Here is a 17,785-nt window from a genome sequence, read left to right as displayed (position 1 = left end):
AGGAGATATTTTTTGAAAACAGAAACAAAAAAGAAAACAGTCATATTCGCTTTAATCATTGCAACATTCTTGACTGCCATTGAAGGAACAATCGTCAGTACGGCAATGCCAAAGATTGTTGATGATCTAGGTGGAAGCGAATTATATACATGGGTCATTTCTGTATACTTATTAGCTACTGTAATTAGCACACCTATCTTCGGAAAACTTGCTGATCTTTATGGAAGAAAAATGATGTTTGTCATTGGGACAATTATCTTTTTACTAGGATCGATGCTTTCTGGTATTTCGCAAACGATGGAACAGCTTGTTTTGTTCCGGTTGATTCAAGGAATTGGTGCGGGTGCATTAACGACTCTTCCTTTTACAATTATTGGTGATGTATTTGAATTTAAGCAGCGAGCAAAAATTCAAGGATGGATAAGCAGTGTGTGGGGAATTGCCGGCATTGCAGGTCCGCTTGTTGGCGGATTTATTGTTGATACGATTTCCTGGCACTGGATTTTCTTCATGAATCTTCCTTTTGGAATTATTTCCTTAATTCTCTTATGGGTTGCATTAAAGGAAGAAGTGGAAAAGAAGAAACAAATTATCGACTATGCTGGAATATTTACTTTTGCATTATGTATGACCTCTTTTTTATATGCCTTAACATTACTAAAGGAGCAGAAGCAATTAACAACTAGCATATCTTTCATGTTCATTCTTGCATTTATTGGACTTTGCTTATTTATTTGGATTGAAGCAAAAGGTAAAGAACCAATGCTTCCTCTGACATTATTTAAAAATAAGTTTATTACGATTTCTAATATTGCAGGTTTTTTATTAGGTTTTATTCTAGTTACGGTTACCTTTTATATCCCTTTATGGGTACAGGGGGTTACGAATTTAAATGCAACTTATTCAGGGATCGCCATGTTACCTATGTCTCTCACCTGGTTGTTCGGTGCAGTCTATTCAGGAAAATTGGTAAATACTAAATCACTTGCTCAAATATCGCTTCTTGGCATTTTTATCATTGCCCTTGGTTGTATTGGGTTATTATTCTTTCAAACAAACACAACAATTGCAATGATGATGGCTGTTACGGCAATTATTGGATTTGGATTTGGTTTAGCTTTCACCGTATTTACAGTTGCAGTCCAATCTGCAGTAAATTGGCAATTACGCGGTGCGGCTATGGGTTCTCATAATTTAATGAAAAACCTTGGTCAAACAATTGGCATTTCCGTTTCTGGCCTATGGCTAAGTGATGAGCTGAAAGGATACGCACTAGAATCGAGTCTTCATTCCGTATTCATTATCCTCTTCATTCTTGCCATTAGTGCTTTCCTAGTTACTGCCATTTTACTGCGCGCAAAGGAAAGTGAACTTGGCTTAAGTTAAAAACGCATAAATAGTAAAAAAAGTGCATTCATACAGTGAGTGCACTTTTTTCTTCCTTTATTAAACTAGTAATGAGGATATAGCCTGTTACAATCGTACCTAATCTAAAATAGATCATTGTATTAGGATTAGCCACTAATTTCACTAGAAACTCTGGTAATTGGTTGAACATGGGGAAGTACATAAAAAATGCAAGAAGAGCCATTGGCAATCCGATAAAAAGAAGCTTGCCAATATTTACACGCCATCTTCCTTGTTTCTTTAATTCATTAAAAAAGGATGGAATACCAAGGTATATACCAATGGGGATATTCAATAGGATGATATAGATAATCCATGGATACATTTGAAATGTATTTCGGAACATCGTTTCAAAATAAAAAGTCCATCTGCTAATCAGAAGCAACAAAATAATGAAGCCGACAGTAAAAGCGAGGTACCATAAACTGCTTCTAACATTTAATTTCAAATGGCGTCCCCCTTTTATAGGAAATTGTGATTCAAACTCTACTTTATTCAACCATAACCAATTTTATGTCATTTATTTAGAAATGGCTTAAATATGATAGTTAGTACCCCGACAATTACAGCCAATAGTTGTGTGAGTATAAAACTATAATTATTAAAAAATAGGCTATTTGTATATTGATTAAACCAGCCAAATCGATAAATTCTTGATTGAGGATTCGATGGTGTTCCTCCTAAATCTATAATTAACTCGTTTGCATAATCGGCAATTAAACCAATTAAGTATATACAACTAATAATAGATAAAAATAATAGAATGACAGGGAAAATGATGCTTCTACTATTTTTCAAATGCATTCTTACTAATTTAAATGTGTAAAAGTAGCTTGCTATAAAAACAGGAGAAAATAATAGAATAATAATAATGGCAAGATTTCCATTACCTGAAATGACTGCTGGATGAATCGTGAATTTAGATTCAATGAGGTAAAACCCTAGTAATGAAAGGATAAAACTTATCATCCACATAAAAAAGATCTTTATCACCCATTCCCCTCCTTTACTAGATAAACCCAAAATTTCACCAAACCTTCTTATATTTATTCAGATGTTCTAAACTGATCGGAGCCTTCTGTAATTGATGGGGACAAATTTTGTTATATTTTTTTATTCTTTTATTTATTACTTCCACGTCTTTTTCCGAGCTACAGGAATGGACTAATTGAGAGATTTCCTTTTGTAGTTTTATCCATTCTGGCAAATAACCAGCATCCTTAGCAATTTTTTGAAAGTGTTGGAATGTATCCATTTGTAAATAATCTTTTGATAAAGGCTTTCCCATCCCTTTTAATTGTAAATTATCTTTTTCACCAGCCTGTTTCATTATATCGCCGATTAGATCATTATATTCTCTTTCCATGACGTCCTCCTTATATGTAATGAATCATCACATTTCATTTGTTCTTTTATCATATGTCTTTAAATTCTCCTATTCTTAACTATTATAAAATACATTTCATTATATATGTCTTAATTTTACCACAATTCCAAATCGTTTATTTTTCAAAAGGAAACAAAAAACTCGCCATCAAAAAATGCCGAGTTTTTAACTTATTTAATACGAATCAGTTTCTCTGCCCTTTTCTACAGCCTCTTTTACTGCATCGTGAGCATGCTCAAAGCTAAGAGGGCGCATTTCTTCACCAATTTCCATATTCATATCATTTTTACTTTTTTCAGCTAATCCTTCTTTTAGACGGCGGCCATATTCATCATCCGCTTGCTCAGCAAGTGCAATCATTTTCTCGCGAATATCACTTGGACATATGGTCAGATCATTGACTAAGTTATTTATCAATTCATCCTTTTCCCACTGATCAAATCCACGATATGTTTCACCAGCCTGCTTTGTATTGTCATTTCTATCAATGGATTCACGAACTAAATTCCCTTCAAAATGAGGGGTATATTCTTTCCCAGCCTGCACAGCCTCCTTTAACCCGCCCATACTTGATGGTTCATAATTCACATGAGGATTTTGGCCAGGAGCTTTGTCATTATAATAACGTAAGTTCCCGCCTTCTTGATTTGTCGCCACTCGCTTTTTAGCAGCATTAATTGGTAGCTGTAAATAATTCGCACCAATTCGATATCGTTGTGTATCAGAGTATGAGAATGTTCTTCCTTGCAGCATCTTATCATCTGAGAAATCAAGACCATCGACAAGGACCCCTGTTCCAAACGCCACTTGCTCCACTTCATTAAAGAAATTCTCAGGATTTTTATTTAGGACTAACCGGCCAACAGGAATCCATGGAAATTGATCATTTGGCCATAGCTTCGTATCATCTAACGGATCAAAATCCAGCTCAGGATGTGGCCCATCCTCCATGATTTGCACGAGCAATTCCCACTCAGGATAATCTCCTTTTTCGATTGACTCATATAAATCTTGGGTCGCATGACTAAAGTTTTTGCCTTGAATTTCTGCTGCTTCTTTTACAGTTAAATTTTTTATTCCTTGCTTTGGCTCCCAATGATATTTCACAAGGACTGCTTTTCCGTCATTATTCACCCATTTATACGTGTTCACACCAGAGCCTTGCATCATTCGGTAGTTCGCTGGAATTCCCCATGGAGAATAGATTAATGTCACCATGTGAAAGGATTCTGGGGAATTCGCACAAAAGTCGAAAAATCTTCTTGGGTCTTGTATATTCGTAACTGGATCAGGTCTGAATGCATGAATCATATCTGGAAATTTCATCGCATCACGGATAAAGAATATTTTTAAATTATTTCCGACTAAATCCCAGTTTCCATCCTCTGTATAAAATTTCACGGCAAATCCACGTGGATCTCGGACAGTTTCTGGTGAATGCAAGCCATTCACAACTGTTGAAAAACGAACAAATACTGGTGTTTGTTTTCCCTTTTCTTGAAAAAGCTTTGCCCTTGTATATTTTGAAATAGGTTCGTCCCCAGCAGTGCCATATGCTTCAAAATAGCCGTGAGCCCCAGCACCTCTTGCATGAACAATCCGTTCAGGAACTTTTTCTCGATCAAAATGACTGATTTTTTCAATGAAATCATAATTTTCTAGTGTGGCTGGTCCGCGATTGCCAACCGTTCGAATATTTTGGTTGTTTGTAACAGGATGACCTTGACGATTCGTAAGCGTATCATCATTCTCAAAATTTGTTTGATTTGTCCCTTTGTCAGATGGATCCTTTTCCATTTGTATACTCCTACTTTCCCAAACATTTTTTAAATTATTGCCTTATATTATCGTTGCATTTTATTAACAAAAATATTCCATTACTTTCATCTTAAAAAGGGATGAAAAAAGAACTGCTTTAACAGTTCTTAATTAATTCATGCATATTTTGAGGTGAAAAGGAAAGAGCATACGATCTTACCTATTCCTACTTACTTAAATTAGTAGATAGAAAGAATTATTACGAACAAATATCACGTATAAGCTCAATGGAGTTATTTTTCGGTGAGTTAACAAGTGATGAAACTTCATGTGAGGCCATTAAATCTTCCGGAAATGGCTTCAGTAAATTTAATAAAGTTTCCGTATCATTTATCATTGGATTCAGCCATATTTTCTCATCTTCTGGATTTAGAATAACTGGCATACGGTCATGAATATTTTTCACAAGATCATTTGGATTTGTTGTGATGACAGTACAGGTATGAATTGGCTGCCCGTCTTTCGATTTCCATGTTTCCCACAATCCTGCCATTGCAAATAAACGATTATTCGCAAGCTTAATTCTCATCGGAGTTTTCGTTTGGTCACCGTGTCTTTTCCACTCATAAAAAGAATCAGCAATAATTATGCAGCGCTTCTTTTGGAAAGCTTGACGAAAACTTGGTTTTTCAAAAATGGTCTCTGCTCTTGCATTAATCATTTTATGGCCCATTTTCGTATCCTTTGCCCATGGAGGAATAAGCCCCCAACGCAAATAGCCTAAACGATTTTTCTTCCCATCATTAATAACAGCTAACACAGATTGAGAAGGTGCAACATTGTAACTTGGCTCATATAATTGCTCTTCAATGGCAGCTTGAATGTTAAAGCGATCAATGATTTCTGAAAATGTGGCAGTTAGTGTGAATCTACCGCACATGGAAGCACCTCCCATCCTTTATATTATTCAGTATCTAAAATCAGCTAATAATGACTTGCTATACGAAGTCACATTAGATTTTTTTCAAAGGCTTGCTATAGTACGGTTGTAATAATAAAATACAACACGAATAAACTAGTAATCCATCATCAATAATGAATGGACTTATAACCTAATTAATTCTCCCAAGTATTATACTATAATTTATCGTATTACATGATTGCAGTCATCCTTATATTATTGGAAACCAGGAAAAAAAAGCATAAGAGCAAGGAGAAGAAAAAAGGTATAAACAGCTCCTAATACATTTTGATTATGTGTATCTTTGCCATCCTTTAACTTTTTTAAAAAAGTAGTAAGATTTATGAACCATAATACTCCTAATAAAGGGACAACGAGTAAAAGGAGTTCGATCATCTATTCACACATCCTTCTTATATATAGTAGGTACTAATCACCAATCATTTTTCTACATTCGGCCCATACACTCTTTCTGCAATACTTGGAGCCTCTTGTCCTTGGACTCGTTTTGTTAACGTTTCTCTCCAGTTGATTGCTAAGTAACGACAAGCAGCTAATTGTGCGGAACGATCCAAATCTGTTTTATGTTCATGCATGACTTCATTGCATTTAGCAATTGTCCATTCTGGATATGGCCGATCAATTAATTTGATTGCTGTTTGTTCCTTCACAAATCCTTCCTTCAATACGCGAAAATACCATCCTGTTCTTCCACTCTTTTGTATCCGTAATGCAAAGTCAATCGTTTTAAAACGGCGTGCAGGCTTCCAGCAAGGCTGCCGAGGCTGAGAAACTTGAATGACTGCCTCCCCAATCTCATATATGTCACCAATACAAACCGTCTCTTCATCCATATTGATGACTGAGAAGTTTTCTCCCATTGCCCCTGCTTGTATCTGACTATTATTTAGTTCTCTGCCCCAATCGATATAATGCTTTTGTGCATAAGCCATTACAGCTTTTTCAGGTCCCCCATGATGTTTTAAATCTGCCTGTTCATCCCCATCCAGATTCACTTTCCCTAACCAAGTTGAGTCTCTAACAGGCTCTTTAAACATTCCACTTTTCCACACTTTCTCCATTGTTGTGGTCGCATTTGCATTCCCAATCGTTTTTACCTTACCAATAAATATCTTTTCCAAATATGGCTGTTGTTCCATTGATTTCACATCCCCCATTATGAATTAGTAATTATAATAGTAGATTAATAAGAAGCACTCTATAATCATTGTTTTCATTTGACTTTCAATACTTTTCTCTTCAAATAAAATTTTATCATAATTTTATGAGAAATAAGGAAAATCATAAAAAAAACGTTACTGCAATTTCCAGTAACGCTTACATAATTTATTCTTGATGATGATCAAGCATCACTCTTTCTATACTTAATTTTACCTCTGTTAATTTATTTTCCAGTTTACTCAAGATCGATTGAAAGTAAGCATTATCTTCAAGTGCTATCAAATGGCCGTCTTGAAAAATAAATTCGTATTTTGATCGTTCTCCTTCCTCTGCTTCGTAAAAAGTAACTGACTGAACTTCATTCCACGAATAATTCGATACTTTCGTTGATAAAATTGGCGATTGCGTAATCGAGTCATTCGAGAATATGAGATACGACTGCGAAGCCATATAAAATGGAATAAAACTTAATAAAATACTTGCTATACAAATATAAATTCCTCGTTTATTCATGTTCATAAAAAACAAAAATAATGGAGCTAAAAAAAGAAGGAAAAATCCAATTCCATATACGATTAAATTTTCCTTTGGTACGAACACTTGCCATACACCAGTAGAATAATGAACAATATCTGCAACGGTTTGTGGAATAAATACGATTAAAATCAATGAAAAAATAGCTATTACAATAGCAACTGCTAATGCAATATGCTTTGGTTCATAATTTTTAGTCACTTTAACACCCTCCCCTCGTATACTTTCCATCTTAAATTTAACTTGAGACTTCTTTTGTGAAAGATTGTTTTAAGGAAACCTTTCTCCTCTTTTTTGTTAAAATAACATTTCCAATCACCATAATAATAATTGATGAAATAACAAGAACAATACACCCAGTTATATAATTTACTTCTGAATGATTGATCACTGCAGCTATTTCTCCATTTGTTATTCTCGAAACATTTAAATAAGTAAATGGCAATAAATAGGCCTGCTCACTAAATAGGGTTGTACTTAGTCCATAACCTCCAATAACCAGTAAAGTCACGAACGAAAAGGCACTAAAGAGATGATGAATAAAGATCGCGCAAAAATGTGTAAGCGTAATCAGAAATAGTACGACTAATAGAAATAAACTAACACTTTGCATTAAGTAACTTCCTATAGACACAAAATGAAAACCCATCCCTTGCGACAAATATCCACTATAATCAGGTGAGTAAGCTGAGCTTGCACTGTCGTAGACTAAAATTGGATAGTTCCAATCACCAAATCGGTCAAAAATCATTCCTTTTAACAAGATTATCGCAATAATTGCTAAACTACTTATCCATATAATCATTATCGATGTCAACCATTTTCCATAAAAAAACTGCTTGATTGTTACAGGCTGTGTGAGCAACATACGAATTGATGATTTTTTCCCTTTTTCAACTACCATTCCTCCTCCAAATAGAAGTAGGAATAATATCATCGGGATCAAATAAAAATGTTGTTGAAAATAAAGATAGAGAGTGAACAGTCCACTACTATCAACCTTTTTATTCGCTTCCTCCCAGTCTTCTTGGGATTTTTTGTTCTCTTCTCCCCAATAGTGGAATATCGTTGTCACAAACTCTCCTGTAAATACAGGTTGAATATTATATTCCATCAACCATTCTTTTTCTAGTAAACTAGCATCAACTGCCATTTTCCCAATATTTTCGATTCTATTATTTATAAACAATCCAGATTCAAAATCCTGATTAGTAAATCGATTCTCGAACAGTTGATATTCATAAAATGGAATCCAATTGCTTTCTTGATAAGCTGAAAAGGCAAGCATTGCTTTTTCCACCTGTTCTTCAAATATACTTATTGCTTTATTCGTTTCCTCGATATGCAAATCAATTGGCATATTTGGATGTAGCTTTTCTTCTTTTCCCTCCTTCATTCTTTCATATGAAGCAAGATTTTCTCTTAAATAAGGTAATATTGGATGGTTCTCACCCATATTTTCTAAGTTCCCCATATAATTTGCTTCTTTTTCCTTTGCTTCTTGAAAAATGAGAAAATATCCAAATACTATAATTAATAGAAGTAGAATATATCCTTGCCGCATTAATCCCTTTCTCCAAATCTTCCGCCATTCAAATTGGACTACTTTCCATAATGTTGATTGTGTATTCACCTGCTTAAACGGTTTTTCAATATCTCTTCCTTGAAAGAAACTGATATCCTTCTCAGGTAAAAATACAGAAAGCAGTAAAAGAAAACTACTCCAAAAAATACTCGAGAGCAGATATAGATATTCACTACTTTCTGCTTTATTACTGAATAACTCTGGTAGGCGGTAAAATTGAAATGGATTAAAAGCATTTTGCAACCAAGCATTTACGTCTGTCAAAATAAAACCAAAAAATATTATTGTACTAATAAGCGTTAAAGTATTAAAGGGATTTTTAATCCACACACTAAATAATAAAATAATACTAAAGGTAAAAAATATGGCACTGATAAAATAGACTAAGTTAATTTTCAAATATGTAAATGTTGAAATAATCTTAAATTGATCATCGATTTCTATGATCTGCGGGTAAGATAGATTTAGACCGTAATCTCCAATTATCACAGGAACAATCAAACTAACGCTAACTACAAGCAATAAAAAGATAGCTAGCATGCTTAGTAAAATCATATATTTCGAACCATATATTTTCCATTTTGGTATGGGCTGCGTTTTCAATGTCAGCCATGTATTTTGTTCACGCTCAGACGTTACTGTTGTACCGAAAAAAAGCAACAAGATAAAAATCCCTAAAAGACCACATAACCATTCTGTGCTTTGTTTTAAAATGAGTGCCGGTGATAATGGAAACGCCTCATCATCATAAAATAGTTCATTTGCTACCATCCATTCATTTTTTTGAATGGCCTTCTCTCGTTCTACTCCTTGCAACACAGTAAAGTAACCATCATTTTGCTCATATTCCGCTACATGGGTCCAAAATAAATGTTCATACGTTGGAATCAGTTCCCATTGTTCATTATTCGTTGCTACCTTCCATAAGGTTAGTGTACTGCCCATATCGGATACACTTTTCAGTTGTTTTTCCTGATTTTCTGCAAGCTGATTTTCTCTTTTTAGCTGATCAAGTTCGCCCCTTATTCTACTTGTCTCTTCAATATATAAATTTACTTTCTCAGCAGCGCGTTCGCCCCGCATTGACTGTTCTGATAAATTTTGCTGATATATCCAAATCGTACTTAGAAAAATAATGCAGAATAACCAAAATAGTTTTTTTTGCCTCCATATTTTTTTCCATTCAAAAAGTAGTAGCTTCATAGAGCCTTTCCTTCCTCACCAAATACCTGTTGATATCTATCCTCAGTCCCCAATACTTTTTTCTCTATGTCAAGAATCATAATATTTTGATCGTGCAAAATTAGAAATACTTTATTTATTGCCACCCCATTCGTATACAGCATAAGCTTTTCATTTATTTGCTTTACATGTATACTTTCTGCTTGCAATGCCGTTTGCGCCTTTTGGGAATCATTTACTATTATTTGGTAATATGTTCTTTCAATTTGTGGAATATGTTCTTGGATGATTGACCCGTCTTTTAAAAAGAGGATATTTGAGGTAATGAGATCAATCTCACCTAAATTATGTGAGGACAATAGGATAGCTGTACCTTCCTTTAATAAAGCTAATAAAAGATTTCGAACTTTAATTGCACTTGTCGGATCAAGACCATTCAATGGCTCATCAAGAATCAATAATTTAGGCTGATTTAAAATTGCCATGGTCAGTAAAAGATGCTGCTTCATTCCCAAGGAATATTTCCCAACCTTTTTATGTAAATATCCAGTCATGCCAATTCTCTCTGCTGTATGATAGATCTGTTGTTTTGAGATTTTTTGCACATCGGCAATGAACTGCAGATGATCATAGCCTGTTAAGTAGTCGTATAGGACCGAATTATCTTGCATAAAAGCAATCTCTTTAAATATTGTTGGGTCTTTGCTACTTTTATTTAGTATGGTAATTTCTCCATGTTCAGCTGAAAGCAGATTTGTAATAATGCTCAGCAGTGTCGATTTACCAGAGCCATTCGGACCAACCAAAGCGACAATTTTCGGTTTATCTATTTCAAAAGAAATATCTTTTAATACCGTTGTTTTTCCGTATGATTTACGAACCTGATTTACTGAAAGAATCACATTAATTCGACCTCCAATAAATATAAATCTCACAATAATTTCTATTCATTTATGTATTAAGAAGCTCTTAACTTTCTAAAATTGAAAGAAAGAGCTTCAACATATTTTAGTATTCTGATGATTCTATCTGTCCAATAAATGGTGTTGGATATGGTAGAGGAGCTCTATAAAGAGTTCCATGGTAAGCAGCTGGTCCTGTCGCTCCAGGATAATATTTGCTTATATATCCTCGGTATAGGTATCCATTATATTGCATTGAATAGAAAATCCAATCTTCTGAGCTAATTGTTGAAATCCCTGATACATAAATTGTGTCTTCAACTAGTGCTTCGGGCCCATCCATAGAAATTGCACTTGTTGGTAAACTTACAGCAAAGTTAATGGTAGACATTGTAAATATTAACAATAGTCCAAAAATAACTTTCTTCAAAAGCAAATTACTCCCTTAATTATATTTATTACACTATTAGTGTATATTTTACTGAATATTTAGTCAAGTTAATAATTGTAAATTTTAGTATAAATAGTCTATAAATATAGAAAATATACATTTTTGTTCAATTTAGTTAAAACTTCTTGATTAAATCCTATTATATAATTATGAATATATATCATTTTTCAGACTATCATCCCGAACAACTACCAATACTTTTTTTGACTAAAAATAACGCCTCACTTCTAAATCGAAGCAAAGCGTTCTTCTCATTATTTTCTTGTAATAATTTTATCAATGATCCCATATTCCAATGCTTCTTCCGCACTCATATAGAAATCACGATCACTGTCCTTGGCGATTTTTTCGACAGGCTGGCCTGTGCGTGCCGCAATAATTTCATTCACATGATCCCGGAGCTTTAAAATTCGACGTGCAGAAATTTCAATTTCTGTCGCCTGGCCTCGTGCACCCCCAAGTGGCTGGTGAATCATAATTTCACTGTTTGGTAGAGCATATCTTTTTCCTTTTGTTCCTGCGATAAGCAGCAACGCACCAAACGATGCAGCCATTCCCATACAGATCGTGCTAACATCTGGTTTAATGTATTCCATCGTATCGAAAATGGCAAAGCCAGCCGTTGTAGATCCACCTGGGCTATTAATATAAATCGAGATGTCTTTCTCCGCATTATCAGCTTCCAAAAATAAAAGTTGAGCGATTACACTATTTGCTACTTGTTCGTTAATTTCTTCACCTATAATGATAATACGGTCCTTTAACAATCTCGAATAAATATCATAAGATCGTTCTCCACGATTAGATTGCTCAATGACATAAGGTATCGTTCCCATTTATCTTCCTCCTTGTTTTATGCAGCCATGGAATAAAGGTTTAGAGGAGAGTTTGAATATGTTTGTTTAGCGTTCTTTGGAACTTCAGCCAATGAAGGTAACTCAGTTAAATAATCAATCAAAACTGCCGGGTCCTCAGCGTGTAGTGATTGATGAATGAGATTACACAATAATTCCCTTTCTTCTTCACACCAAAAAGAATCAATGGATTGAAGCTGAGTTTCCTTCTCCAGCCGTTTCCTCGTTCGATGAATTAATGATTTAACTGCCATTTCCGACGTATCTAGTAATTCCGCAATTTCCTTCGCTTGATAACTGAACGCTTCTTTTAATAAAAAAACAATCGCTTGTTTTGGCGTTACATTTTTTAATAAATGCGCTACTGTATCAAGTAATCTGTCAGAATCAATCACAGCCAATTTGCCAGCTTCTTCTTCAATAATACCGACAATTTCCTGTTTTCTTTTTCTAATCGTATCAATCCATTGATGATAGGCAATTTTATTCAAAAGTGCTGGATTTACATCAGATGACTGATAATGCAGTATTGCTTTTAGGAATGACTGCTGAACAAGATCATCTGCATCCCATTTATTTTTTGCGAGAAAATGGCAGTATCTTCGAAGACGAGGGTATAGTTCATTCCATTCGTTACATCCTTCTTTTTGAGCCTTTTTATTGGCAATCAAGCTTCTACTGCTAACCATTCTAATCACTCCTTTTAAACCTCCTTATATTTATAACGGTTATTGTGGAATAAAAAGATACGGGTTTTAAAAAATTTTATAGATATATTACGCGTTTGAAACGGCCTTAACTACCAATTTTTCTAATTCTCCGATTTTTGGGCGTTATAAAACTGGCTTAACTACCATTTTTTCTGATTCTCCGATTTTTGGGCGTTATAAAGCTGGCTTAACTACCATTTTTTCTGATTCTCTGATTTTTGGGCGTTATAAAGCTGGCTTAACTACCATTTTTTCTGATTCTCCAATTTTCGGGCGTTATAAAGCTGGCTTAACTACCTATTTTTCTGATTCTCCGATTTTTGGGCGTTATAAAGCTGGCTTAACTACTAATTTTTCTGATTCTCCGATTTTCGGGCGTTATAAAGCTGGCTTAACTACTAATTTTTCTGATTCTCCAATTTTCGGGCGTTATAAAGCTGGCTTAACTACTAATTTTTCTGATTCTCAGATTTTCGGGCGTTATAAAGCTGGCTTAACTACCAATTTTTTTGATTCCCTAATTTTTGGGCGTTATAAAGCTGGCTTAACTACTAATTTTTCTGATTCTCCGATTTTCGGGCGTTATAAAGCTGGCTTAACTACTAATTTTTCTGATTCTCCAATTTTCGGGCGTTATAAAACTTCCGCCAATAAATAATTCCATCCATGATTCACAAAAAAAACAAATATATTCAAAAATTACGAATGTCCGCTATTGGACCAATCTTATTAAAATCTTTATTCTCTATGAATGAAATAAGCTTCATTGCTGTTTGTTCCGCACTAACTAGCATTCCTTGTTCCTTGTAATCAATGAACCGATCTAAGAGCGGGAAGGCATCTTCACTACTTGCACGAATCGTTTCCTGCATGCCAGTATCGATAATGCCTGGAGCAATGGAAACAATTCTAACTGGATATTCCGCTTTTTCTTGTTCAAGCGCAATGACTCTTGAAAAATGATCTAAACCTGCTTTTGTTGTGCAATACGTCCCCCAGCCTTCGTATGGATTTCTCCCTGCTCCAGATGAGATATTGACAATGCGCTTCTTCCCTTTAAAATCTTTCAGCTTTGAAATAAATAGATTGGAAAGGATCATAGGTGCTGTTAAATTAACAACCATCGCATTTGCCATTTCCTTAGCATCCACTGTGCCGATTAATCCAATTGGTTCAACCATCCCAGCGTTATTAATAAGTGTGATTGATCTCGCATCTAACTGAACAGCAGTCAAGATAGTAGCCAATAGTGATTCTAACTTCTCCGACTTCGATATATCCGCTCGGTAGAATTTCACGTTTTCGAGTTCACAATCTGTCCGTGCTATACCAACAACATAATGTCCTTCTTCACTCAACTGTTTTGCCAGTTCAAACCCGATTCCCTTTGATGCACCTGTAATAATATAGACATTCATTGCCTTCTCCCCTTTTTTACAATATGTACTTACTAATGAAGGTAACACAACACTCACAAAAAAAGGAAGATGAATCCTACAACCTGTAGACATTCTTCTTCCCCTCTAAATTCATCTATATATTTTCCTGTTTTAATCCATCTATAATATTTTCCTTCTTCACCTTGCCACTCGAGTAAAGCATCGCAGAAAGAACGATGACAAATACTGCAATTAGACAATAGAGCATACTTGTCCAAGGGAGAGTGAATGCATAAGAAAAGCTGTTCATTGTTCCCTTATAAATTAAATACATGACAATGATACTTAACGGAAGACCAAATAGTAATGAATTGATTCCATAAAAGATGCTCTCATAGTTAATCATTTTATTAAAACCGTTTGGAGTCATCCCTACCGATTTCAGCATCGCAAATTCACGTTTTCGGAGAGCAATGCTTGTAGAGATTGTATTAAAAATATTTGCAATCGAGATTGCAGTAATTAAGACAATAAATCCATAAGTAAAGACAGACATAAGCATGAGCATTTGCTCTTCCTGCTGTCTTCCTTGATACACATTATAGAATGAAAAACTATGATCCTTCATCTCTTCCATTTCTTGCTGTGTCTTCATTGGATCTGAGCTTTTTAAATAAATATAGGAAGCGATTTCCGGATTGGGAATTTTTTCAGTCAGCTTATTCATCACTTGTTCAGAGACAATAATATCTAATCCCCCAACTCCGCCTGAGTGAACACCCATCGGGTATTGATCGGTTGTTGCCACAATCTCAATTTGATCCAGCTCCGTCTTCTCACTTGTCTCCCAATCTTCATAAACTACATTAAGTTTTTCTCCTATTTTCGTATGAATCGCTTTTGTTTCAACATACTTTCCTGCATTCATATCTTCATACTTAATAGTATCAATAACAATACTAGAAATTTTCTCTGGATTTTTCAGCTGTTCATAATCAGTACCGACTCGTTTTGCATAAGACTTCAAACTATCCTCGTTTAGCGCATGTATACTTATATAATATGCAAGGGAGCTTTCCCCTGCCACCAACATTTCCTTCAATTCATCTGCAATCGCTACTTCCTTTATAAAGGAAGTGGCGTTTAATTCTTTTACCACATTAAATTCTGTCACATTTTCAAGGGAAGTAATTGTCTTTATCAGATCATCCCTTTCTTGATTGACAGAAACCTGAATATCATAGTCCACACCAGACTGTGACAGTACCAATGATTTCTTTAAGCTCGTTGTAAAATAAGATACGGATAAAAATAAAACAATACTAATGACCAATGAAAAAATTGTGGCCCGGTATCTGCGTTTGTTTCTCTTTAAATTCTTTAAACCGATTTCTGCCTCAATGCCGAATAGCATCCGAACAAATTTCGATGTTTTCACTTGTTTCCCTGATAGCTTTACATCTGAAGTTTGTCTGATCGCGTCAATTGCAGAGATTTTGGAAGCTTTCATTGCTGGAACAAAGGTGGATATAAAGATCGTTAGGATCGATACACCACAGGCAATTAAGATGGAACCAAGCGTGACAGTAACCGTTAGCTTCTCCGTTACTCCCAGAGCGCCCTGAATGATTGAATTAATGAACAAAAAAGTAATCCCAATACCAGCTAGGCCACTAAGAATGCCAATCGGTATACTAATAAGGCCAATAATCATGCCCTCAAAAAACACTGAATTTCTCTTCTGTCTTTTCGTTGCACCTACACTTGAGAGCATGCCTAAATGACGTGCCCGTTCAGAAACTGAAATGGCAAAGGCATTATAAATAAGTGAAACCGATCCGATAATTATTATTGAGATAATAATTGCTGATAAAGAAAATAAGGTGCTTTTTAATCCATCATTATTTGTCACACCATAATAGCGCAGTAATCCATTATTATAAGAAATAGACGTTAAATCGATATTTTCTTTATTTGCTAAGGTCTCCGCATGTTCATACAATGAACGCTTCACCTTTTTTAATACGACGGTTGCACGAACAGGATCATCCTCTGTAATCGTCTTTTCATCTAAATAAGTAAGTATTGTATAACCTGGTGACCAGGTCGGCTCCCATGTCGGACGTTTGATGAACCCTACAATTGTATAATTTTTTAATTCCTTTCCATCCAAGCTTTCGATTAATTCTCCATTTTCTTTTTGCAAGGAGTCAATCTGCGTTAATAGATAGCCACCTAGACCTTTACGATCACCTACTTCAAGCTTCAGTGAATCCCCCACTTCAAACTCCACTTTTCCATTTAAAGCAATCTCTTCGGAAAGAACGACTTCATTCGGCTCCTTTGGCAGCCTTCCCTGACTTAACTCAATTGGAAACTGATTGAAACCCTCCGCATCATATTCTTTCACAAAAACATACGGCTTGTTTTCATTCTGACTTCCTTCTAAGTTTGCATAACCAAGATCCCTCGATAGGACCACTTTTTCCGTTTCTTCATCTGTCGTGATTGCTTCAAGCTGTTCATTATTGACATCCTTATATTGAACATGCCATTCCCCATCACTCGCGATTGTTTGTCTTTTCATCAAATCCATAAAAGAAATCCCAAGTGTTGCAACAGCCGTTACCATTGCCACAGAAATGATGACACCAATAATGGTAACAAGTGTCCTTTTCTTGTTTTGCTTTAAATGTCTGACCGTTAGTTTGTTAATGATGTTCATGGACGAATCACCTCATCATTAGCAATCCTCCCATCTTCAATTGTGATCACGCGATCCGCTTGCAGAGCAATTCGTTCATCATGGGTAATGACGATTAGTGTTTGGTTATATGTTTTATTAAACATTTTTAGAAGATCAATAATTTCACTACTGTTTTTACTATCAAGATTACCTGTTGGCTCATCGGCTAGCATTATTGCTGGATGGCTAATTAACGCTCGGCCAATTGAAACCCTTTGCTGCTGTCCTCCTGAAAGCTGATTCGGAAGATGGTTTAAGCGGTTTTGCAAATTTAATATTTTCACAACTTCTGCAAACTGCTGCTTATCCACTTTATGTTCATCAAGCAGCAATGGAAGTGTTATATTTTCTTCCACTGTCAATACTGGAATAAGATTATAAAACTGATAGATTAAGCCAATTTGTCTTCGTCTAAATATGGCTAGCTGTGTTTCATTTAACTGATAAATATCCGTATTATCAACAAACACATTCCCGCTCGTTGGCCTGTCCACTCCACCAAGCATATGCAGCAAAGTTGATTTTCCCGAACCGGACGGACCAATAATTGCTACAAATTCCCCTTTTCTGATCGAAAATGAAACGTTATCAAGCGCCTTTACTGCTGTTTCACCTTTGCCGTATATTTTAGACAGATTCTCTATTTTTAAAATATCCATTGATATCCCTCCATATTTTGCTGATGGTACTAGTTTATCTGTCTAAAATGACTATCAAGTGACTTCAATTATGACAATTTAGTCACTT

General features: G+C 35.1%; 17 protein-coding genes. 1 reads left to right on the top strand and 16 read right to left on the bottom strand.

Annotation, left to right across the window (positions count from 1 at the left end; genetic code table 11):
* Window positions 1-12: 12 nt before the first annotated feature.
* Complete coding sequence (locus J2Z40_RS00735) at window positions 13-1,386, top strand: MDR family MFS transporter (protein WP_066394757.1); 1,374 nt, start codon at window positions 13-15, stop codon at window positions 1,384-1,386.
* Between the two features lie 28 nt (window positions 1,387-1,414).
* Here J2Z40_RS00735 and J2Z40_RS00730 read toward each other — a convergent pair whose 3' ends face one another.
* The 16 genes from J2Z40_RS00730 to J2Z40_RS00655 form a co-directional block, all read right to left on the bottom strand.
* The gene (locus J2Z40_RS00730; protein WP_066394758.1) at window positions 1,415-1,855 is read right to left on the bottom strand and encodes a hypothetical protein; all 441 of its coding nucleotides are present in this window, start codon (window positions 1,853-1,855) and stop codon (window positions 1,415-1,417) included.
* A 68-nt stretch (window positions 1,856-1,923) separates the two neighbouring features.
* The gene (locus tag J2Z40_RS00725) at window positions 1,924-2,400 is read right to left on the bottom strand and encodes a hypothetical protein (RefSeq protein WP_342590308.1); all 477 of its coding nucleotides are present in this window, start codon (window positions 2,398-2,400) and stop codon (window positions 1,924-1,926) included.
* A 34-nt stretch (window positions 2,401-2,434) separates the two neighbouring features.
* Window positions 2,435-2,773 (bottom strand): DnaJ family domain-containing protein, encoded by a 339-nt coding sequence (locus tag J2Z40_RS00720; RefSeq protein WP_066394759.1) that lies wholly within the window; start codon window positions 2,771-2,773, stop codon window positions 2,435-2,437.
* 195 nt (window positions 2,774-2,968) lie between these two features.
* Entirely contained in the window at window positions 2,969-4,591 is a 1,623-nt protein-coding gene (locus J2Z40_RS00715) for a catalase (protein WP_066394763.1), read from the bottom strand.
* 220 nt (window positions 4,592-4,811) lie between these two features.
* Window positions 4,812-5,492 (bottom strand): SOS response-associated peptidase, encoded by a 681-nt coding sequence (locus J2Z40_RS00710; protein ID WP_066394764.1) that lies wholly within the window; start codon window positions 5,490-5,492, stop codon window positions 4,812-4,814.
* Between the two features lie 237 nt (window positions 5,493-5,729).
* A complete protein-coding gene (locus J2Z40_RS00705) occupies window positions 5,730-5,909 on the bottom strand; it encodes a hypothetical protein (RefSeq protein WP_066394766.1) in 180 nt (59 codons plus the stop codon).
* 44 nt (window positions 5,910-5,953) lie between these two features.
* On the bottom strand, window positions 5,954-6,673 hold the full coding sequence (locus J2Z40_RS00700; RefSeq protein WP_066394769.1) for an MOSC domain-containing protein: 720 nt from the start codon (window positions 6,671-6,673) through the stop codon (window positions 5,954-5,956).
* A 187-nt stretch (window positions 6,674-6,860) separates the two neighbouring features.
* Window positions 6,861-7,430, bottom strand: coding sequence for a hypothetical protein (locus J2Z40_RS00695; protein ID WP_066394773.1), 570 nt, complete (start codon window positions 7,428-7,430; stop codon window positions 6,861-6,863).
* A gap of 37 nt (window positions 7,431-7,467) precedes the next feature.
* Window positions 7,468-10,017, bottom strand: a complete 2,550-nt coding sequence (locus tag J2Z40_RS00690) for an ABC transporter permease subunit (RefSeq protein WP_066394775.1) — start codon at window positions 10,015-10,017, stop codon at window positions 7,468-7,470.
* The gene (locus J2Z40_RS00685; protein WP_083953904.1) at window positions 10,014-10,898 is read right to left on the bottom strand and encodes an ATP-binding cassette domain-containing protein; all 885 of its coding nucleotides are present in this window, start codon (window positions 10,896-10,898) and stop codon (window positions 10,014-10,016) included. Before J2Z40_RS00685 ends, J2Z40_RS00690 begins: the two co-directional genes overlap by 4 nt.
* Window positions 10,899-11,004: 106 nt before the next feature.
* Entirely contained in the window at window positions 11,005-11,328 is a 324-nt protein-coding gene (locus tag J2Z40_RS00680) for a hypothetical protein (RefSeq protein ID WP_066394778.1), read from the bottom strand.
* A gap of 275 nt (window positions 11,329-11,603) precedes the next feature.
* The gene (gene clpP / locus J2Z40_RS00675; RefSeq protein WP_066394779.1) at window positions 11,604-12,185 is read right to left on the bottom strand and encodes an ATP-dependent Clp endopeptidase proteolytic subunit ClpP; all 582 of its coding nucleotides are present in this window, start codon (window positions 12,183-12,185) and stop codon (window positions 11,604-11,606) included.
* Window positions 12,186-12,202: 17 nt separating this feature from the next.
* Window positions 12,203-12,892, bottom strand: a complete 690-nt coding sequence (locus tag J2Z40_RS00670) for a sigma-70 family RNA polymerase sigma factor (RefSeq protein ID WP_066394780.1) — start codon at window positions 12,890-12,892, stop codon at window positions 12,203-12,205.
* 713 nt (window positions 12,893-13,605) lie between these two features.
* Window positions 13,606-14,331, bottom strand: a complete 726-nt coding sequence (locus J2Z40_RS00665) for a (S)-benzoin forming benzil reductase (RefSeq protein ID WP_066399329.1) — start codon at window positions 14,329-14,331, stop codon at window positions 13,606-13,608.
* A 115-nt stretch (window positions 14,332-14,446) separates the two neighbouring features.
* The gene (locus tag J2Z40_RS00660; RefSeq protein WP_066394784.1) at window positions 14,447-17,017 is read right to left on the bottom strand and encodes an ABC transporter permease; all 2,571 of its coding nucleotides are present in this window, start codon (window positions 17,015-17,017) and stop codon (window positions 14,447-14,449) included.
* Entirely contained in the window at window positions 17,014-17,697 is a 684-nt protein-coding gene (locus J2Z40_RS00655) for an ABC transporter ATP-binding protein (RefSeq protein ID WP_066394785.1), read from the bottom strand. Before J2Z40_RS00655 ends, J2Z40_RS00660 begins: the two co-directional genes overlap by 4 nt.
* Window positions 17,698-17,785 lie beyond the last annotated feature (88 nt).

The organism is Cytobacillus eiseniae (genome assembly GCF_017874625.1).
Classification (GTDB): domain Bacteria; phylum Bacillota; class Bacilli; order Bacillales; family Cytobacillaceae; genus Cytobacillus; species Cytobacillus eiseniae.
Note: the sequence above shows the minus strand (reverse complement) of the source record. Positions and strands in the feature narration are given on the sequence as shown.